This is a genomic window from Alteribacillus sp. HJP-4, from assembly GCF_042139015.1.
Lineage (GTDB): Bacteria > Bacillota > Bacilli > Bacillales > Marinococcaceae > JBHIKY01.
The window spans coordinates 120,108-138,236 of the sequence record NZ_JBHIKY010000007.1 but is presented as its reverse complement, the minus strand read 5'-3'; the positions used below and the strand labels follow the sequence as shown (position 1 = coordinate 138,236).

13 protein-coding genes, 1 tRNA gene and 1 pseudogene are annotated in these 18,129 nt (G+C 41.4%); 8 read left to right on the top strand and 7 right to left on the bottom strand.

Annotated features, from left to right (window positions below; genetic code table 11):
• Positions 1-146: 146 nt before the first annotated feature.
• Entirely contained in the window at positions 147-839 is a 693-nt protein-coding gene (locus ACE4RR_RS08665; RefSeq protein ID WP_375535018.1) for an L-ribulose-5-phosphate 4-epimerase, read from the bottom strand.
• A gap of 197 nt (positions 840-1,036) precedes the next feature.
• Between ACE4RR_RS08665 and ACE4RR_RS08660 the strand changes: the two are divergent.
• Positions 1,037-2,754 (top strand): annotated as a pseudogene (locus ACE4RR_RS08660) (ribulokinase).
• A 191-nt stretch (positions 2,755-2,945) separates the two neighbouring features.
• Here ACE4RR_RS08660 and map read toward each other — a convergent pair.
• Positions 2,946-3,695 (bottom strand): type I methionyl aminopeptidase, encoded by a 750-nt coding sequence (map, locus tag ACE4RR_RS08655; RefSeq protein WP_375535017.1) that lies wholly within the window; start codon positions 3,693-3,695, stop codon positions 2,946-2,948.
• A 133-nt stretch (positions 3,696-3,828) separates the two neighbouring features.
• On the opposite strand from map, the gene ACE4RR_RS08650 reads away from it, so the two are divergent.
• A complete protein-coding gene (locus ACE4RR_RS08650) occupies positions 3,829-4,356 on the top strand; it encodes a macro domain-containing protein (RefSeq protein ID WP_375535016.1) in 528 nt (175 codons plus the stop codon).
• A gap of 8 nt (positions 4,357-4,364) precedes the next feature.
• Here ACE4RR_RS08650 and ACE4RR_RS08645 read toward each other — a convergent pair whose 3' ends face one another.
• The 3 genes from ACE4RR_RS08645 to ACE4RR_RS08635 all read right to left on the bottom strand — a co-directional run bounded on the left by ACE4RR_RS08645 (position 4,365) and on the right by ACE4RR_RS08635 (position 7,604).
• A complete protein-coding gene (locus tag ACE4RR_RS08645; RefSeq protein WP_375535015.1) occupies positions 4,365-5,717 on the bottom strand; it encodes a gluconate:H+ symporter in 1,353 nt (450 codons plus the stop codon).
• A gap of 53 nt (positions 5,718-5,770) precedes the next feature.
• Positions 5,771-6,790 carry a zinc-binding alcohol dehydrogenase family protein gene (locus ACE4RR_RS08640; protein ID WP_375535014.1) on the bottom strand — a complete coding sequence of 340 codons (1,020 nt, stop codon included), beginning with the start codon at positions 6,788-6,790 and terminating at the stop codon, positions 5,771-5,773.
• A 187-nt stretch (positions 6,791-6,977) separates the two neighbouring features.
• A complete protein-coding gene (locus tag ACE4RR_RS08635; protein WP_375535013.1) occupies positions 6,978-7,604 on the bottom strand; it encodes a class I SAM-dependent methyltransferase in 627 nt (208 codons plus the stop codon).
• A gap of 142 nt (positions 7,605-7,746) precedes the next feature.
• Between ACE4RR_RS08635 and ACE4RR_RS08630 the strand changes: the two genes are divergently transcribed.
• A complete protein-coding gene (locus ACE4RR_RS08630; RefSeq protein WP_375535012.1) occupies positions 7,747-8,895 on the top strand; it encodes an N-acetylmuramoyl-L-alanine amidase in 1,149 nt (382 codons plus the stop codon).
• Between the two features lie 219 nt (positions 8,896-9,114).
• Here the strand turns inward: ACE4RR_RS08630 and ACE4RR_RS08625 are convergent.
• Positions 9,115-9,189 (bottom strand) — tRNA-Arg (locus ACE4RR_RS08625).
• Between the two features lie 636 nt (positions 9,190-9,825).
• Between ACE4RR_RS08625 and ACE4RR_RS08620 the strand changes: the two genes are divergently transcribed.
• The 5 genes from ACE4RR_RS08620 to ACE4RR_RS08600 all read left to right on the top strand — a co-directional run bounded on the left by ACE4RR_RS08620 (position 9,826) and on the right by ACE4RR_RS08600 (position 16,119).
• Complete coding sequence (locus ACE4RR_RS08620) at positions 9,826-10,119, top strand: hypothetical protein (RefSeq protein ID WP_375535011.1); 294 nt, start codon at positions 9,826-9,828, stop codon at positions 10,117-10,119.
• A gap of 205 nt (positions 10,120-10,324) precedes the next feature.
• Positions 10,325-11,317, top strand: a complete 993-nt coding sequence (locus tag ACE4RR_RS08615) for a S8 family peptidase (protein ID WP_375535010.1) — start codon at positions 10,325-10,327, stop codon at positions 11,315-11,317.
• A 522-nt stretch (positions 11,318-11,839) separates the two neighbouring features.
• Entirely contained in the window at positions 11,840-14,101 is a 2,262-nt protein-coding gene (locus tag ACE4RR_RS08610; protein ID WP_375535009.1) for a nucleotide sugar dehydrogenase, read from the top strand.
• Positions 14,102-14,247: 146 nt separating this feature from the next.
• A complete protein-coding gene (locus ACE4RR_RS08605; protein ID WP_375535008.1) occupies positions 14,248-15,201 on the top strand; it encodes a CpsD/CapB family tyrosine-protein kinase in 954 nt (317 codons plus the stop codon).
• A gap of 228 nt (positions 15,202-15,429) precedes the next feature.
• Entirely contained in the window at positions 15,430-16,119 is a 690-nt protein-coding gene (locus ACE4RR_RS08600) for an acylneuraminate cytidylyltransferase family protein (protein WP_375535007.1), read from the top strand.
• A gap of 281 nt (positions 16,120-16,400) precedes the next feature.
• On the opposite strand, the gene ACE4RR_RS08595 is transcribed toward ACE4RR_RS08600, so the two are convergent.
• A complete protein-coding gene (locus ACE4RR_RS08595) occupies positions 16,401-18,062 on the bottom strand; it encodes a polysaccharide biosynthesis protein (RefSeq protein WP_375535006.1) in 1,662 nt (553 codons plus the stop codon).
• Between the last annotated feature and the right edge of the window lie 67 nt (positions 18,063-18,129).

Here is an 18,129-nt window from a genome sequence, read left to right as displayed (position 1 = left end):
TTAATCGACCAGGAGTTTTCGCATTTTTGACTACACAAGGGACCTGTTTTCTCATTCGAAAGAATTTAATATTCGTCTTTCAAGAGACAATTTTTGATTTGTCCCAACCTCTATTTGAGTGAAATTCGGCAAAAATACTAATTTCATTATTGTCCATAATAGGCATTTTTGCCATGTTTACGTTCATAATGCTTGTTTAAAATGTATTCTTCGAGATTCTCGGTGGCTGGATCAGAAAGAAGCTGTCTGGAAAGGTAGGTCATTTTTGCTGTTTTTTCCAGTACTACTGCGTTATGAACAGCATTTTCTGGAGATGTGCCCCACGCAAATGGAGCGTGTCCCCGTACAATTACGCCAGGAACTTCGAGAGGGTTTCGATCTTTAAAAGCCTCAATAATCACCGTACCAGTGTTCTTTTCATACGCTTCTTCCACCTCGTTCTTTGTGAGCTGACGGGTGCACGGGATCTCCCCGTAAAAATAATCCGCCTGGGTTGTCCCGGCACAAGGAATGGATTGTCCAGCCTGGGCCCAGGCTGTTCCCCAGTCCGAATGCGTATGCACAATTCCTCTTATTTCCGAAAAAGTTTTGTACAGCTCGATATGAGTGGGCGTATCAGAGGAAGGTTTTAAACTGCCTTCGACTGCTTGTCCAGACAAATCAACCAACACAATATCTTCCGTTTGTAAATCCTGATATGGCACACCTGACGGCTTGATAGCCATAAGTCTGCTTTCCGGGTCAAAACCGCTGACATTTCCCCACGTAAACGTCACGAGCCCATATTTTTCAAGAGCCTGATTAGCATAGAGTACTTGATTTTTCAAGTTTTCGAGCAAAGCTATCACCTCAACGTAGAATAAAAAATAAACAAGTTTGTACGTACATGTTAAGTAAATAGTATGGTAATATATAGAGATAGTCAAGCTGTAAGATGATTATTAATTAAGAAAATTTATTAAAAAAGATTGTATTTCCAGTATTTTTTTCATATACTTTATATAAGTTGTACGTACATGAGGAAGGAGAAAAATATATGAACAAATATACGATTGGAGTAGATTTCGGCACTCTTTCAGGCAGGGCTGTCATTGTGGATGTGAACAGCGGGGAAGAATTAGCTGCATCCTCCTGGGATTATCCCCATGGCGTAATGGATGAAACACTTCCATCCGGAGAAGCACTCCCTCACGACTGGGCTCTACAGCATCCAAATGATTATTTACATGTGTTAGAGAACGTAGTGCCGGTAGCTGCAACCAAAGCAGGCATAAATAAAGAAGATATCATCGGAATTGCTATTGATTTTACAGCCTGCACGATGCTCCCGGTGGATGGTCAAAATACACCTCTTTGCTTTCATGAAAAATGGAAGAAGAATCCGCACAGCTGGATAAAACTATGGAAGCATCATGCAGCACAGCCGCAGGCAAACCGCTTAAATGAGGTGCTGGAAAAACATCGGCCTGATATTCTGCAGCGCTATGGAGGAAAGTTATCCTCTGAATGGATGATTGCTAAAATTATGCAGATTGAAGAAGAAGCTCCTGCAATTTATGAAAGCACCGATCAATTTTTGGAGGCGGCGGATTGGGTTACCGCTCAAATGACGGGTGTCATAAGAAAAAACAGTTGTACAGCAGGTTACAAAGCAATTTGGAATAAACAAGAAGGACCCTTAGATCACAAAACCTTGAAAGCGCTCTCTCCAAAGCTTGAGGATTTATATGAAACAAAGCTTAGAGGGGAAATCTATCCACAGGGAAGCAAAGCGGGAGAGCTGACACCGGCCATGGCTGAAAAAATGGGACTTACACCAGGTATTGCTGTCGCGGTCGCTAATGTTGACGCGCATGTTAGTGTGCCGGCGATGGGAGTAGTGGATGACAAAAAGCTTGTTATGGTTATGGGAACCTCTATCTGTCATGTTGTCCTTGGCCGCGAAGAAAAAACGGTCGAAGGAATGTGCGGCGTTGTAGAAGATGGAGTCGTCCCTGGATATTTTGGCTTTGAAGCGGGGCAGTCCGCCGTTGGGGATATTTTTTCCTGGTTTGTGGAGAACAATGTGCCCGCCGAGTACAAGCAGGAAGCGAACGAAAAAGGAGTGACGATCCACGAGCTGCTCGAGCAAAAGGCAAGTCATTATCAGCCGGGAGACACAGGCCTGCTCGCACTTGATTGGATGAACGGTAATCGTTCTGTACTCGTGGATACGGATTTAACCGGCATGATTCTAGGAATCACACTCAGTACCAAGCCGGAGGAAGTGTATCGTGCCTTGATTGAAGGTACAGCTTTTGGAACTAATAAAATTGTAAAGAGCTTTCAGGAAGCCGGCGTGCCGATTGATACTCTTTATGCCTGCGGTGGTCTATCATTCAAAAATAAAATGCTTATGCAAATATACAGTGATGTAACCAATCTGCCTATCTATATCGCAGAAAGTCAGGAGCTGCCTGCAGTCGGTTCATCCATGTTTGCGGCAGTTGCGGCAGGAAAAGTAAATGGCGGCTATGATTCTATTGAAGAAGCTGCTGAAAAAATGTCGCGTATTCGCACAGAACCAGTGCTGCCGAATGAGGAGCGGCATGCAGTGTATCAAAAACTCTACGACGAATACAGCAGGCTTCATGATTATTTTGGACGAGGAGAAAATGATGTTATGAAGCGATTGAAGGACTGGAAAAAGAGAAATACGTTAAAAGCATAGCAAAGGAGAGCTTATCCATTTCGGATGAGCTCTTTCCTGTTTGATCTAACACGATTTCGCTGATGAAAATCAAAAAATCGCTGATCATTTGCGAAAAAACGCTGATCAATCTCGAAAAATCGCCGATGAGATTCAAAAAAACGCTGATCACACACGGAAAAACGCCGATAGAACTCAAATTAACGCTGATCCTTCTCACGTGAATACACAACTTTCCAGAGCAGACCAGAAATTTTCAGTCCTGTTCTGTCAATATAATTGGGCCGTTCTTCGTGATTGCTATCGTGTGCTCAAACTGAACAGACAATTCACTGTCTTTTGTTCTGGCAGTCCAGCCATCTTCTTCGATATACATTTCGTGGCTGCCTGCATTGATCATCGGTTCAATGGTAAACACCATCCCTTCTTTTAAACGGTGCCCTTTGCCGGGAGGACCTATATGTAAGTAGAAAGGTTCTTCGTGGATATCTTGGCCAATGCCGTGGCCGACGAGATCACGGACGACTGAGAATGAATGAGATTCTGCATGCACCTGAATAGCGTGGCCTATATCCCCTAACCGATTTCCGATTATAGCCTGCTCAATACCTTTATAAAGGGCTTCTTTTGTGACCTTGTACAATTCTTCCGAGGTTTTCGAAACCTTTCCGATTTTATACGTCCAGGCGGAGTCGCCTTTCCAACCTCTGATATCAAACACTGTGTCGATTGTAACGAGATCTCCGCTCCGCAGTGGTTTTTTACTGGGGAATCCGTGTGCAATCACATCGTTGACGGAGGCGCACGTAATATATGGATAATTGCGGTAGCCGACTAAAGAAGTGGCAGCGTGATGTTTTTTGGCAAAATCTTTAGCAAATAGTTCAATATCCCAGGTGGAAACACCTGGCTTCATCATAGGAGCTATTGTGCGGTGAAACTCTGCTACAAGCTGATTTGGTTTTCTTAAAAATTCTATTTCGCGGTCCGATTTTAAAATAATCATATAATCCCTCCACTATTATTGAACAGCGTACAGAATTCAGCAGAACGATACAATGAAATAGTCTTTTCCCTCACTAGATTTATTTATTGTAAAAAAAGGAATAGGCAGATAAAAGCGAAGGGAGTTTTATCAAATGGATATAAAATGGCAGGGTACAGTTCTTGAGTGCCGGCAGGGAAATATAGCGGATCAGCCTGACATCGAAGCGATAGTAAATGCTGCCAATGCTGATTTAGTTATTGGCGGAGGGGTGGCAGGAGCGATTCATAAAGCAGCGGGCCCCGAGCTGACTGAAGCAGGAAAGGAGCTGGCACCAATCAAACCTGGAGAGGCAGTTATCACAAAGGCCTTCCACCTGCCGAACAGCTATGTGATCCACTGCCTGGGACCCGTGTATGGAAAAGATAAACCAGCAGAAAAGCTTCTGCGTGATTGTTATCGCAATGCTTTACAGCTTGCAGAAGAGAACCAAATAGAAAGCGTTGCTTTTCCTGCAATTTCCACCGGAGCTTTTGGCTATCCGCTTGAACAAGCTGCTTCAGCTGCCGTGTCCGAAATCGTCGAACAAGTAACACATGGCAAGTACGTAAAAAAAATTCGATTTGTATTATTTAGTGAGAAGGATTTCGAAATGTATCTAGCCCTCCTGCGACAAAAATAGAATTCTATTTATACAAATACACTCAAAAGCAATACAAACAGTAATCCTGAAATAGAAATAATGGTTTCAAGCACAGTCCATGTGCAGAACGTTTCTTTGATGGACAGGCCAAAGGATTCCTTTACGATCCAAAAACCAGTGTCATTCACATGGGAAGCGATAATACTGCCGGCTCCAGTTGCAAGAACCATTAATGCTAAATTAACATCTGTACCCTCCATTAAAGGTAGGACAAGTCCTGCTGTAGTTAAGGCAGAGACGGTTGCAGACCCCTGTGCTAATCTAATCACAGCAGCAATCAACCATGCCAGCAGCAGCGGGGAAATGGCGCTTCCTTCAAATATGGCAGCAACATAGTCACCGACACCGCCTTCAATTAATACTTCTTTTAAAGACCCACTGACACCAAGAATAAGAAGCAGCATGCCGATTGCTTTAACAGAGGTTTCCGCCGAGTTCATGAGCTGGCGCATGGGAATATTTCTGGCAATTCCCATCGTATAGATGGCGAGTAATACTGATAAAAGCATAACAGTCGTCGGAGAACCTATCATCGTTACAAAATCGAAGAAAACATTTGCAGGTATATTGAAAGACTCCTGCAGCAGTGAAATAATAGTCGATAAGCTCATTAGTATAACTGGAAACAAGGCTGTAAATGCACTGATTCCGAATCCGGGAGTGTCCTCAAGCTTCTTTTGCTCCGTATCCGATAAATTTGTAATGATCCCCTTGTTTTCACCCCGAAAAGCAGATGGGACGAATTTTGCTGCAAATACTGTAAATATGGGTCCTGCAATAATGACTGTCGGAATAGCTATAATAAACCCATATAACAGCACCATTCCGATATTAGCCCCGAACTGTTCCGAAATGACAGTAGGTCCGGGGTGCGGAGGTAAAAATGCGTGCGTGACGGACAGTGCAGTTACCATCGGGAGTCCGAGATAAAGAAATGAAATTTTTGCCTGCTTTGCCATTTGATAAACAATCGGAATTAATAATACGAGGCCTACTTCAAAAAACAGAGCAATGCCGAGAATAAATGCAGTAGTAACCACAGCCCATTGAATAGATTTCTCTCCGAATTTATCAATCAAAGTAATCGCAATCCGCTGCGCTCCGCCTGCATCAGCAATTAGTTTTCCGAGAATCGCACCGAAACCAAATATTAAGCCGGTACTTCCTAATGTATCACCAAAGCCAGCTTCAACAGAATCGACCACGTCAGTTAATTGCACTCCGAGTGCAATCGCTACTAAAAACGAAACAACTGCGAGCGATATGACAGTGTGAAGCCTGCATTTCATAATGAGAAATAATAATAATAGAATTCCAAGCGCAGTAATGACGAGTGGCATAAGTATCTCCTTTCAAGCTGCATTCTCTCTAGTTGCTTGAGAGCTATGTTGTCTTAATCAAATGCTATTACAGCTTTTCGAGCGATCTCAGGATTATTTTCGATAAAGTCTAAGGCGCTGGTAATTTCATTTAAAGGAAATTCATGTGAGATCAATCCGAGTTCTGCAAGTTTTTTCTCCGAAATTAAATCAATTACTCTTGTAAATTGGTTTGTATGGAGCCGGGAACCTGTGATCGTTAACTCTTTCTTCGTAATTAGTACCTGTGGAATGGAGGATGGAGCCTCATTAAAACCTAATACCACTACATTTCCTGCAATGGATGCTGTTCTCACACTTAATTCAAAAGTGTGGGGTAAGCATACAGAGTCAATTACCACGTTAGCTCCTTCTCCGACTGTATATTCATTAATTCTTTCCTCTATATCATCTTCCTGCGGATTTATAATAAAGTCTGCGCCAGATTCTTGGGCAAAGCTTAATCTTTCCTGAGTCAGGTCGGAGATGATCACAGTTGCCCCTTGGATCTTAGCCATTTTTAAAATGCTGATGCCAATCGGGCCGGCACCTTGAATAAACACTGAATCTCCTGGCTGTACATTTCCTCGTGTAACTGCTTGAGCACCTATAGTATAGGGCTCTGCCAGCACAACTTCATTCCAATCTATCCTGGAGTCTACCTTTAAAATATTTTGTTCAGGCAGAACGAAGAATTCGCATAGGCCGCCATCCTGATGGACGCCGAATACAGATAAATCCCGGCATACGTTTGGTCTTCCGTTCCGGCATGCATAACATTTACCACAATGGCTAATAGGATCTACTACAACGTGGTCACCGGCGGCGATTGAGCTTACCTCCGCTCCGGTTTCAATTACTTCTCCGCAAACCTCGTGTCCTATAATTCGTGGATAGGCTGCAAGAGCATTAGTGCCATGAAATATGTGCATATCCGATCCGCAGATTCCAACCCTCTTCGTTTTAATCAAAACTTGGTTTGCCTGGTTTATTTCCGGCTTTGGCAAGTCTATTAATCTAATACTTCCCGCTTCGAATATAGAGGCTGCTCTCATTACCTTCCCTCTTCTCCTATAGTAATCGCTTACAGAACGATAAACCCATTTTTGGAAAACGTTTACTTACAAATGCCACTCTACGACAATCACTTTTAAAAATCAAGATTAATTATGTCTGCTTTTGTTGAGCAATGTCATCACTTACTCTTTTGTCCTATACTTTATTTCTGCTAGATTGATTACTTTAGTGCACAGCTACGGCGCAATAAAAATCCATAGATTGATTTTTGGGCTGTTCGATTCTGATGTTTGAATAACCTTCATTTTCTAGTAAGCTTTTAACTTCTTCTCCTTCCGGAATATTAAAAGAAAACCCATAATCCTCGGAAGTCCATTGAGATAGAACAGTTTTGGAACGAAATCCAATGGCCAACTTTCCTCCTGGCTTAAGCACCCGCTTTATTTCACGCAGTGCCTGTCGACGGTCAGACCAAAAGTAGATGGTGTTTACTGTAAAAATCTTATCAAACATTCTATCATCAAAAGGAATTTTTTCGATATTTCCCCGTTTGATTTGTACCCGCCCTTGTTCGATGAAAGCTTTGTTGCGTTTGGTCGCGGACTGGACCATCGTTTCGGAAAAGTCCAGCCCGAACACACGAGTATCCTTCACTTTCTCTATGATTTCAGCTATATATTTTCCGTTGCCAAAACCGATTTCGAGTACATAATCCTGCTCTTCAATGCCGAGATATTGGATAGTTGCTTCGTTCATCTCTCCATTTTTTTTATTCATAAATTTACCCAATATCTTACCCATAATGCCTGTTGGTTTTCGAGATTGGCTGACCTGGTACTTTTTAAACCCCATTATTTTCCTCCTTGGTCTGTACTCTTGTACAAACAAAATTCAATACTATGAGTAATATATTACGGGAAGTAAGTAACATTATTTAAGTAATTAAATTAAAAATATTTCCCAATTAGAAATATATCGTTACAGAGGGAAGAAGGTGAAAAAAATCACGAAAATATTCATTGATCCGGGACACGGCGGGAATGATCCAGGCGCAAATGGAAATGGGTTCATTGAAAAACACCTAACTTTAGAAGTTGGTTTAAAGATAAGAGATATGCTGCAGGAAGAATACGAAGACGTGGAGGTTAGGATGAGTCGAACGAATGACTCGTTTATCTCCCTCGATCGACGAAGCAGAATGGCTGTGGAATGGGGTGCAGATGGATTTGTGTCCGTTCATTTTAATGCGGCTTCCATTGAAGCCAGCGGTACGGAAACGTATATGCACAGTAATTCTAATCTTCCAGGGTTACGGAATAATCTGCATTCCTCTATACTCGCAGCGCTGAGAACTCAAGGCACAGTTAATGATAGAGGACTGAAAAGGGCGAATTTCGCTGTTTTAAGAGGCACTTATCAAAGCATGAGAACGGCCCTCACAGAGTCCCTTTTTCTTACCAACCAGAGAGACGCTGCTTTACTCAGGCTGCCTGGAACTATTGATGCCATCGTGTCAGGGCATGTGGAAGGCATTGCCAAAGAGTTTAATTTAAAAAAAGCGGTGGTCGATCGGGACACTCTTCAACAGGGTGACCAGGGAGTGCTCGTGAGACAATTGCAGGAGGATCTATTAAAAGTAGGTGAGAAGCTTCCGAATTTCGGGGCTGATGGAATTTTTGGGGCAGAAACTACTGCCGCTGTACGTTCTTTTCAACAAAAACATGGGCTGATAGTGGATGGTATTGCCGGCCCTCAAACGTTAACCAAGTTAAAAGAAGTACTGCAGAAATTAGAAAAGGAGGAAATTTATTTGAATTTGAACAGTTCTAATAGAGAAGAATTGGCGCAGATGTTCGAAACACTTTATAACGCTGGGAAATTAGATTCAAATGAGCATGCCCAAAAAGTGAGGCTGGGGACATTAGAAAAAGATAAAGCTATCTTTATTCTGGCTAAACTTATATTCGAAGAAGTGAAACCAACATCTCAAGTACCACAAAGCTCTCACAAAGCCAGTTGGGAAAAAGCTACGCGTAAAGGCTTGTTCAATGGAAGTAATCCACGGGAAAGCGTAAGCCGGGAACAACTTTCCACGGTATTAGACCGCGCCGGACAGCTGGATACACTACCGGATAAATCATAAAAATTTTGATGAAAGGGATAGAAATGATGGCTGCTTTAAAGATGGCAGCCATCATTTTTCCTATAAATATTAAACTGGATAATTAACTAGGCAGTATAACTACCTCAAGGTAGTGTGTAAATGATTTTATTACAATAATACTGGTTTTCCTGGTGATGTTAGGATGGCGTGCTTGTATCTATGGAGATTTTAATAAAATGCAGGAGAAGAAAAAAGATATGGCGCCCTAGACAGGATTCGAACCTGTGACCTACAGCTTAGGAGGCTGTTGCTCTTCCTCTGAGCTACTAGGGCAAGACAATAAATATTAATATATCAGCAGTTTCAATAGATGTCAAAGGCTGGGTAAATCTCAACCGCAGGCCGTTTGCTAGATACGCATCATTAAGCCATATTCTTCAGCAGTAATCAGTTTACAATTTTAATTAAAATTTGTAACGCATTACATACTACATTACTAGTTTTATAATATTAGTTTCCAATGTTTATGTAAAATCTATTACATTATCTAGATTTTATGTATATGAGTTCTTCTCATTTATTTACTTGAATTAATATACTTAATAAACATTCCGTTGAGTATAATACGCAATATGGAGGTGTTTTTTACATTTTAAGGAAATTATATATTAGAAAATGGTAAATATTTATTTAATAATAAGGGGGAATCTATTAGGTCTCTCTTATAAAATCAGCTTATTTCCCGTTAGTAATAGGAAAATAGTTCAGGTCAAATCGTTAGTATGTAACTATTGTAATTATAGGTAACATTTGGTAAATTCATAATTAAGTCTACCTGTGGCCATTAAAAAAACCCTTTTTCTGTTTAAAAAAGGGTGGGATTTCTAATGGCTCGGTTTAACTTTTGTAGAAAGGAGGTACACGCTGTGTTCAATTTGGCATGGCACCTGCATGCTGGAGGTGAGCAAATTGATAACGGTTATTGCGAAAAAGGTGCAAAAGCATTTACTTCTCAGCTTTTTACTAACTACGGCTCTAACCACAGGTATCGGAAGCTTTTTGGAGGTTAATCTTATTGACCAGCTGGGACTATCTCCTTACGCGGTAACAGCTGCGTGGAGTGCTGCGTTCGCTGTGCTGCTGATGCTGTCATTTGTGCCGGATATCATGAAAAAGCTTGGTTCAATTATTATCAGGTCATTAAAGAAATTTTGCATGTTTGTGAAAACGGAGTGGAACAAAGCAGACAGCGGAAAGAAATAAAACAATAATATTTCGTTAATATTTGTTTACATTACCTTATTATGTAAGTATTGACTAAATTCTATAATAAATGATTCGACGGCGAAGTTCAAGTGAAAATCACAAAATATTTTAAATTAGAGAAGTTTGACCTGGTTTATGTTGGCAATAAATTGGAAAAAGAAGACTGACGACTTCTCCTAAATAAAATGAAGAGGTGATGTTGATGAACAGAGAAATGCGTTTAATTCCTTTTCGAGTCGAAAAAATTATGAAAGCTGCAGATGAAAATATCCCCCAGGGAATCGAAATGATTAAAGCACCGAAACTATGGGAGGAAGATTTCAAAGGAAAGGGTAATGTGGTGGCGGTAATTGATACCGGCTGTCAGCCTGATCATCCTGATTTAAAAGACCGGATTATTGACGGCAGGAATTTTACTGATGATTATAACGGGGATAAAAATAATTTTTCCGACAATCAGGGACATGGAACACACGTTGCAGGAACGGTAGCAGCATCACTTGATGACCAGGGAGTGGTTGGAGCGGCTCCGGAGGTTTCTCTGCTTATCTTAAAAGCTCTTTCAGGAGAAGGGTATGGATCGTACCAAGGAATTATTGACGCGATTCATTATGCTGTTGATTGGCGCGGTGATAATGGAGAAAGAGTACGAGTCATCTCAATGTCATTAGGTGGTCCTAATGATATACCGGAAATGCATGAGGCAATTATAAGGGCGGTGGATAACAATATAGTTGTAGTATGTGCTGCCGGAAATGAAGGAGACGCCAATGAGGCTACGGAAGAAATAGCCTATCCGGGATATTATAAAGAAGTAGTTCAAGTAGGGGCTGTAGATTTTGATAAAAACTTAGCTGAATTCACCAATTTCAATGATGAAATTGATTTAGTGGCGCCTGGGGTAAATGTGCTTTCGACCTATTTGCAAAATGAATATGCAAGATTATCAGGAACATCCATGGCCACTCCTCATGTTGCAGGAGCTGCTGCGCTCATCATAAATCAGTGCGAAGAAGATTTCGGCAGAGAACTGACAGAGCCCGAAATTTACGCGCAATTAGTAAAAAGGACTGAATCATTAGGGAACAGCAGAAGTATGGAAGGAAATGGCTTGTTGATTCTCACAAAATATGAAAGTAGTCCTGAAGATAAAAAGAAGCGGGCTGCCAAGGTTTCTTCACAAAATAAGCAGTAAATGAAAGGGTTTGGGAACAATTAAATATTTAGCGATACATCATTGGGAATAGGGTATTCTTTTTCTTCTGCGGAAAAAGAATATCCTTATTTTTTGTGACATATTATTTTCATTTGATGAAAGCCAATTTTTTAGACCATACGCTGAAGTTGGAGGCTTTCCATGGGGTTGGATGCCGACAGGAGTTCCCTTATTTTTTACTTTAAGAACGGAAGGCATAACCGACGCGGTATTTTTCTGGTTCCTTTCGAAAATCAATATCTTCAAAAGACTGATTATAATCAAACGTCATCCAGACACCTCCACTTATGTGATTCCCTTCCCAAAAAATTGAAAACAGGCACTTTATTTATTAACGACAATCGTCCCGGCGGCAAGATCATAAATCGACTGCTTGTTTTTGGTGAAGAGCGCAGAAAGAATATAATTGCCTAATTCCCTAAATCGCAGAACCCTTCCATACCCTCTACATATAAGTAATTAGTAAAGATATATGTGGAAAGGATACGGGAAGCTATGTATATGAATGAGATTCTCGTTACGGGATGCGCCGGCTTTATAGGTTTTCATATGGCGAAACGACTGCTTGAAGAAGGGCACACAGTAGTCGGTGTTGACAACTTGAACACCTATTATGAAGTACAACTGAAAAAGGATCGTCTCTCTCAATTGGAACTACATGAGCGGTTCACTTTTTATAAGGTAGATATCAAAGAAAAAGCCGCTATTGAGCAGATTTTTTCAAACCACCAAATTGACAGAGTGATTCACCTTGCTGCCCAGGCGGGGGTGCGCTACAGTCTGGACCACCCAGATATTTATGTGGAAGCAAATGTGCAGGGCTTTCTTAATATACTTGAGGCGTGCCGGCATCAGGAAATAAAGCATCTTCTATATGCCTCTTCAAGTTCAGTATACGGTGCGAACAGTCAGCTTCCTTTTTCAGTAGAGCAGCGGGTGGATGAACCACTCAGCTTGTATGCTGCTACAAAGCGTGCAAATGAATTAATGGCTCATACTTACAGCCATTTATTTAATATTCCTTCCACAGGCTTGCGTTTCTTCACGGTATATGGTCCTTGGGGCAGGCCGGATATGGCACTTTTTCATTTCACGAAATCTATTTTGAACGAAAAAACAATTAATATATTTAATGATGGCAGCATGAAAAGGGACTTTACGTATATTGATGATATTATTGAAGGAATTTACCGGCTGCTTCCTATTTCTCCGGTATCCTATCAGAGAAAAGACAGCTTTAGTATCGCTCCGGCTAAAGTATATAACATCGGAAATAATCAGCCGGTCGAACTTATGGCGTTTATTGAAACAATAGAAAAAAAGCTTGGTAAAAAAGCGAAAAAGAAATATCTGCCGCTTCAGCCGGGGGATGTGACGGAGACATTTGCAGACGTGGGGAGCCTCTCAGCCGTAACAGGGTTTAAGCCATCCACTTCCATCAATGAAGGGGTAGGGCGGTTTGTGGAATGGTATCTTAATTACTATGAAAAAAATTCCGGTAAGGTTGGAGTAGTAGGTCTTGGGTACGTTGGCCTTCCGACAGCAGTCGCTTTCGGTGAAAAAGAAGAAGTAATCGGGTTAGATTGCAATAAAGAACGAATCGCTCAGCTCAATGAATATCAAACAGGAGAGGTGGAAGCTGAACTACTCCAAAAAGCGGCAATTACATTTACGACAGATGCAGAAAAGCTGAAAGAGTGCAATTTTATTATTGTGACTGTCCCTGCACCTATTAATAAAGCAAAGCAGCCTGATTTATCACAGCTGCGAGCGGCTTCCCGAACAGTAGGATCCGTGATGCAGAAGGGAACAACGATTGTCTATGAATCTACTGTCTATCCGGGTGCGACAGAGGAAGTATGTATCCCTATCCTTGAAAATGTATCAAAAATGAAAGCAGGAAGAGATTTTTATGTCGGTTATTCTCCGGAACGAATCCATTCCAATAATAAAACGAGAACCATAAATAAAATAGACAAAATGGTGGCCGGCCAAAATGAGAGGACGACGGAAACGGTGGCAGCTAAATATTTAACCGTAGTGGAAAAGGTGAATAAAGCTTCCTCGATAAAAGTGGCAGAAGCAGCAAAGGTAATTGAAAACACTCAGCGGGACTTAAATATTGCGTTAATGAATGAATTGTCCATAATATTCAATAATCTTCAAATCGACACGAAAGAAGTTCTGGAGGCATCCAGGACAAAATGGAATCCTCACTTTTTTTCACCTGGTCTTGTAGGAGGGCATTGTATTGGAGTAGATCCTTATTATCTTATATATAAAGCGGAAATGACAGGATTTCATCCGCAGGTCATTCAAGCTGGAAGAAGAACGAATGATTTCATGCCAGAGTTTATTGTCCAGTCTTTGGTGAAACAGCTTATGCTGCAGGGTAAAACGCTTAATCATACAAACATTACAGTTCTCGGAGCCACCTTCAAAGAAAATGTAACCGATATCCACAATTCTAAAGTGGCTGATATGATCAACTGCCTGAAGGAATACGGAATGGAGGTACAGCTTCACGAGCCGGCAGCTGATCCTGAAGAAATTGATGCTGCATTCGGCATCTATCCAATATCAGCAAATGATTTAAAGACTGCTGATGCAGTGATATTGGCTGTTCCTCACCGCTGGTATCTCGAACAGGATTGGATTTTTTATAAGAGTCTGCTGCACGAAGGAAAAGGGAGAATTATCGATATTAAGGGGGCGTTGGACCCATCAGGCTGTCCGGAAGAAATTAAGCTGTGGAAGCTGTAAAGGACGATTAACAGGGCATGTGACCATTTTGGATCTTTTCGAATACAATAAGCTAAGAGCATTTCATCTGTCTTTTTTACTGCCGGTTACAGACTGGGGCTGAGTGCTCAAATGAACTTCTTCATTTAATAAAAGGGATGATGGATGTGCAAGCATATCAGGCTGATTTACTAAGAAGATTTTGGATTGCTTATGGCTGTGGAGCTGCTGCGCTGATGCTGGTCTTCTGGATAACTGTTAATGTAAGGCTGGACGGGGAGTGGAATCTTGAAAAAGAAATGATTTGGGCTGCAGCAGCTATTCTAATGCTCGTACTCACATCATTAAGTGTAATATCAATTCTCTCTGAAAGGTTCCACCCTTTATATCAAAAGCATCAAATAGATGGCTTTTTGGTGCTGGGCAAAGCTCCGTCACTTAACTTGTTTCAAAGCCTTCCTGCCCTAAGAGATGCCGGGATGTATGATTCGAGAGGAAGAAAGCTGATTACAATTTGGGACCCCGACTCCTCTCAGGCAGAGGGGTACCGCAAGTGCCAGCTTCACATAGTTCTAAAAAATATAATGAAAAGCCCCCAGGTAATTTCAATTACTGCTCCCCATTCAGAGGATGGGATCTCCGTCACAAGTGGAAATCTGGCTGCGGCGTTTGCACAGGCCGGCTACCGTACGTTGCTATTGGATGCGCACATCCGAAATCCCGTTGGGCATTACATGTTCAAGACGGCACGATCCCCAGGATTCGGAAACTATCTCGAAGGTGAAGCCGAAATAACAAAAATGATTCAGCCAACTTTTCTTCCTAATCTGTACTTGTTAGGCCCGGGTAATATAACTGAACAGAAAAAGTATCGGCTTAGGGAAGAAGCTATCTCTGCGATGTATGAGCAATTAAGAGAGCTTTATGATTATGTCATTATAGATTGTCCTTCTGTTGAAGGAGATGCGGATGCCCTACTATTTGGAAAAGCTGCAGATCAATGTATCCTCGTCGTAAATTACACAAAAGGTAAGAATTATGCACTTCATAGTGCCAGAGATCAGCTTATAGAAGCAGGGGTTCCCCTTCGAGGAATATTTTTGAATAGATGGAAAAAATAAAGTCTTATCCCGTTGTAAGGGATAGGATTTTTTTTGGGTTTCAATAAGCTGAGGCATCCGCCCCTATTTTGGCTTAACACATTTAGATTTTCTTTACATATCAAACGTTTGTCCGTTTCCAATAAGGAGTTATTGAATATAGCTATAGTATATTAACCTCGAAAAAGTTTGGCACATGCTTTGGCTAGAGAATACGCCACCAACAGGGTTACGAAGAGGTGTTTACAGATGATAAATAAGAAACGTGTGTTAGGGGTGATACCAGCTGGTACAGCCTCCACAGAGACAGCCCGCAAAAATATCCTCCCGCTGGCAGGAAAACCATTGATCGCCTGGACGATAGAAACAGCTCAGGAATCAGCATACATTGATCAAATACTCCTGTTATCAGATGATGAAGATATTATTAGGTTTATTTCTGTTTGGGCTGATGAAGTGTTTCTCTTAACACCGCCACTAATGGCTGCATCACTTCCCAATGGGGCAGAATCAGTACTCTATGCACTTTCGATAGTGCCAGGATTTGACTATGTTGTTTATCTGCATCCATCTTCACCGCTGCGTACTTCCGATGATATTGATTCGTGTCTCGAGTACTGCGAGGAAGCAGCAGTTCCTTCCTGTATTACAGTCTCTAAAGCAGTACCTCCCCCATACTGGCTATGTGAAATAAATGACGAAATAACACTTTTACCGGTAATGAAAGGTCCATACGGCTATCAGCGAAATGAAGTGCAAACTGCTTATGTTCCCAATCGGGCTGTTTATACAGCGAATGTGAAATGGCTCCTCGACCAACAAAGTTTCTTTAAAGAGGGGGACACGGTAGGGTGGATGATGCCGGAGGAACGCTCTATTATTATTGAGTCTGATATAGATTTTATCTTCTGTGAATGGGTTCTCTCCAAATATATTTAACGTTTTGCAGCAAAAGTCCTCTTCAAAATCTTTGATTTAGGTGAAGAGGTTCACTAAATACTGGAAGAATCGCTTTCCTAAAAGGCAAAGCGGTTTTTTGTATAATACGGTGCTTTTTGGGGGGGGACAGCGGGACCAGTGTCCGGAGAACCCGGTGGCTGCGGCTGGTCTTTCTTATCTCCAACACCATGTCAGAATAATACTTATGAAAAAAACTTTAATTACATTAAAGCAAAAAACTGCCCAATAAGTCTTTGGCTTGACTTCAGGGCAGGATGTCATCAATATAAATTATTTTCTGAGCTTTTGTATGAAGGTAGATGAGTTCGTAATTTTTCTTTATATGCTTCGGGTGGAAGCCATTGATCCTGTGAGCATATTTTATCGAGTTGTTCGAGTGCAGTAAAAAGTTCTTCTTCTGAAAATAAGTCTGGCTTTGTAATAAATATTAATTCATGCTTTGTAGAGTCATGGTTATCATCAGCCGTCAGCATTTCTTCATAAAGCTTTTCTCCTGGCCTGATTCCAGAAAAGGTAATGTCAATGTCTTTATAAGGCTCGAAGCCAGATAGTCTGATAAGATCTTTGGCAAGATCAACAATTTTCACGGGCTTTCCCATATCGAGCACAAATATTTCTCCGCCTATCATATAAGAACCGGCTTGAATGACCAACTGGACTCCTTCCGGGATGGTCATGAAATATCGTACCATTTCAGGATGCGTCACAGTGACGGGACCTCCTTCAGCGATCTGCTGTTTAAAAAGAAGAACTACACTCCCGCGGCTCCCCAGTACATTTCCAAATCTTACGGCAGCATATTTCGTATCACTTATCTTGTTATAATGCTGTATAATCAGCTCTGCAAATCTTTTTGTGGCCCCCATGACACTGGTTGGGTTCACTGCCTTATCAGTTGAGATTAAAATAAATCGTTCGGTATGAAAAAGATGAGCACATTCCGCCATATTTTTAGTGCCTATTATATTATTTTTAATCGCTTCCTGAGGCTGCTTTTCCATCAAAGGTACATGTTTATGGGCCGCTGCATGAAAAACTACCTCCGGCCTGTGCTTCTCAAATATTTGTCTCAGTCTTCGTTCATTCTTTACGTCAGCTATTATACTAATGAAATCTGTCCCGGGGTGCTTTTTCTGCAGTTCATTTTCAATCATGAAAATACTGTGCTCACCTTGACCAAGCAGCAATATCTTTTTAGGTGAAAAGCGAAGAATCTGCCGACAGAGTTCTGAGCCTATCGAACCGCCTGCTCCTGTTACAAGTATAACCTTATCAGTCATATAATCGCTGATCGGCAGCATATCGAGATGAATGGATTCTCTTCCAAGCAGGTCTTCTACTTTCACGTCACGTATCATGGAGAGTGAAATTCTTCCTTCAAAAATATCAACCAGCCTTGGGATCTTTTTTATTTTTACATTGCTCTCCCGACAGAGCTCGACGATTTCCCTGATTTCCTCTTTAGGTGCGGAAGGAATTGCGATAATAACTGTATCAATACCCAGATCTTTAATACGTTCAGGAAGCTGGCTTCTGCTTCCGATTACTCGCACTCCGCAAATTTTTGAGAAATGCTTCTCTCGGTCATCATCAATAAATCCAATCGGCCACAGACTTGATCTAGATGTGTTTCTTAACTCGTTTGCGACAATTTTTCCAGCACTCCCTGCCCCGACTATTAAAGCTATTTCTCTTTTTTTCAACATATGCTTCGTCGGATGCTTCGGAAAGCCTTCAATTTTATTGGAAAAAGGGGGCAGGAAGTACAGAGTGCCTGCCCACAAGGCAAAAGCGCTCACTATCCATAGCCATTGATTGGGCTGACCAGAAAAGAAGGAGTAGAGAAGTAAAACAGTCAGCATCGAAAGAAATGTGATTGTTAAACCTGTTCTTTTTCTGGCAGCACTGTGATGTTCTGGCATCATTTTTCTTCCTTTCCCACATCAGCATGTTACTTATATTCTATTGCAGAATAGGATCAGCTGGAGC

Bases quoted from the DNA above. Each gene is read 5' to 3' on its own strand.
- map (WP_375535017.1), bottom strand. From the start codon at position 3,695: ATGATTATTTTAAAATCGGACCGCGAAATAGAATTTTTAAGAAAACCA.
- ACE4RR_RS08640 (WP_375535014.1), bottom strand. From the start codon at position 6,790: ATGAGAGCAGCCTCTATATTCGAAGCGGGAAGTATTAGATTAATAGAC.
- ACE4RR_RS08650 (WP_375535016.1), top strand. From the start codon at position 3,829: ATGGATATAAAATGGCAGGGTACAGTTCTTGAGTGCCGGCAGGGAAAT.
- ACE4RR_RS08635 (WP_375535013.1), bottom strand. From the start codon at position 7,604: ATGGGGTTTAAAAAGTACCAGGTCAGCCAATCTCGAAAACCAACAGGC.
- ACE4RR_RS08615 (WP_375535010.1), top strand. From the start codon at position 10,325: ATGAACAGAGAAATGCGTTTAATTCCTTTTCGAGTCGAAAAAATTATG.
- ACE4RR_RS08645 (WP_375535015.1), bottom strand. From the start codon at position 5,717: ATGCCACTCGTCATTACTGCGCTTGGAATTCTATTATTATTATTTCTC.
- ACE4RR_RS08600 (WP_375535007.1), top strand. From the start codon at position 15,430: ATGATAAATAAGAAACGTGTGTTAGGGGTGATACCAGCTGGTACAGCC.
- ACE4RR_RS08610 (WP_375535009.1), top strand. From the start codon at position 11,840: ATGAATGAGATTCTCGTTACGGGATGCGCCGGCTTTATAGGTTTTCAT.
- ACE4RR_RS08595 (WP_375535006.1), bottom strand. From the start codon at position 18,062: ATGCCAGAACATCACAGTGCTGCCAGAAAAAGAACAGGTTTAACAATC.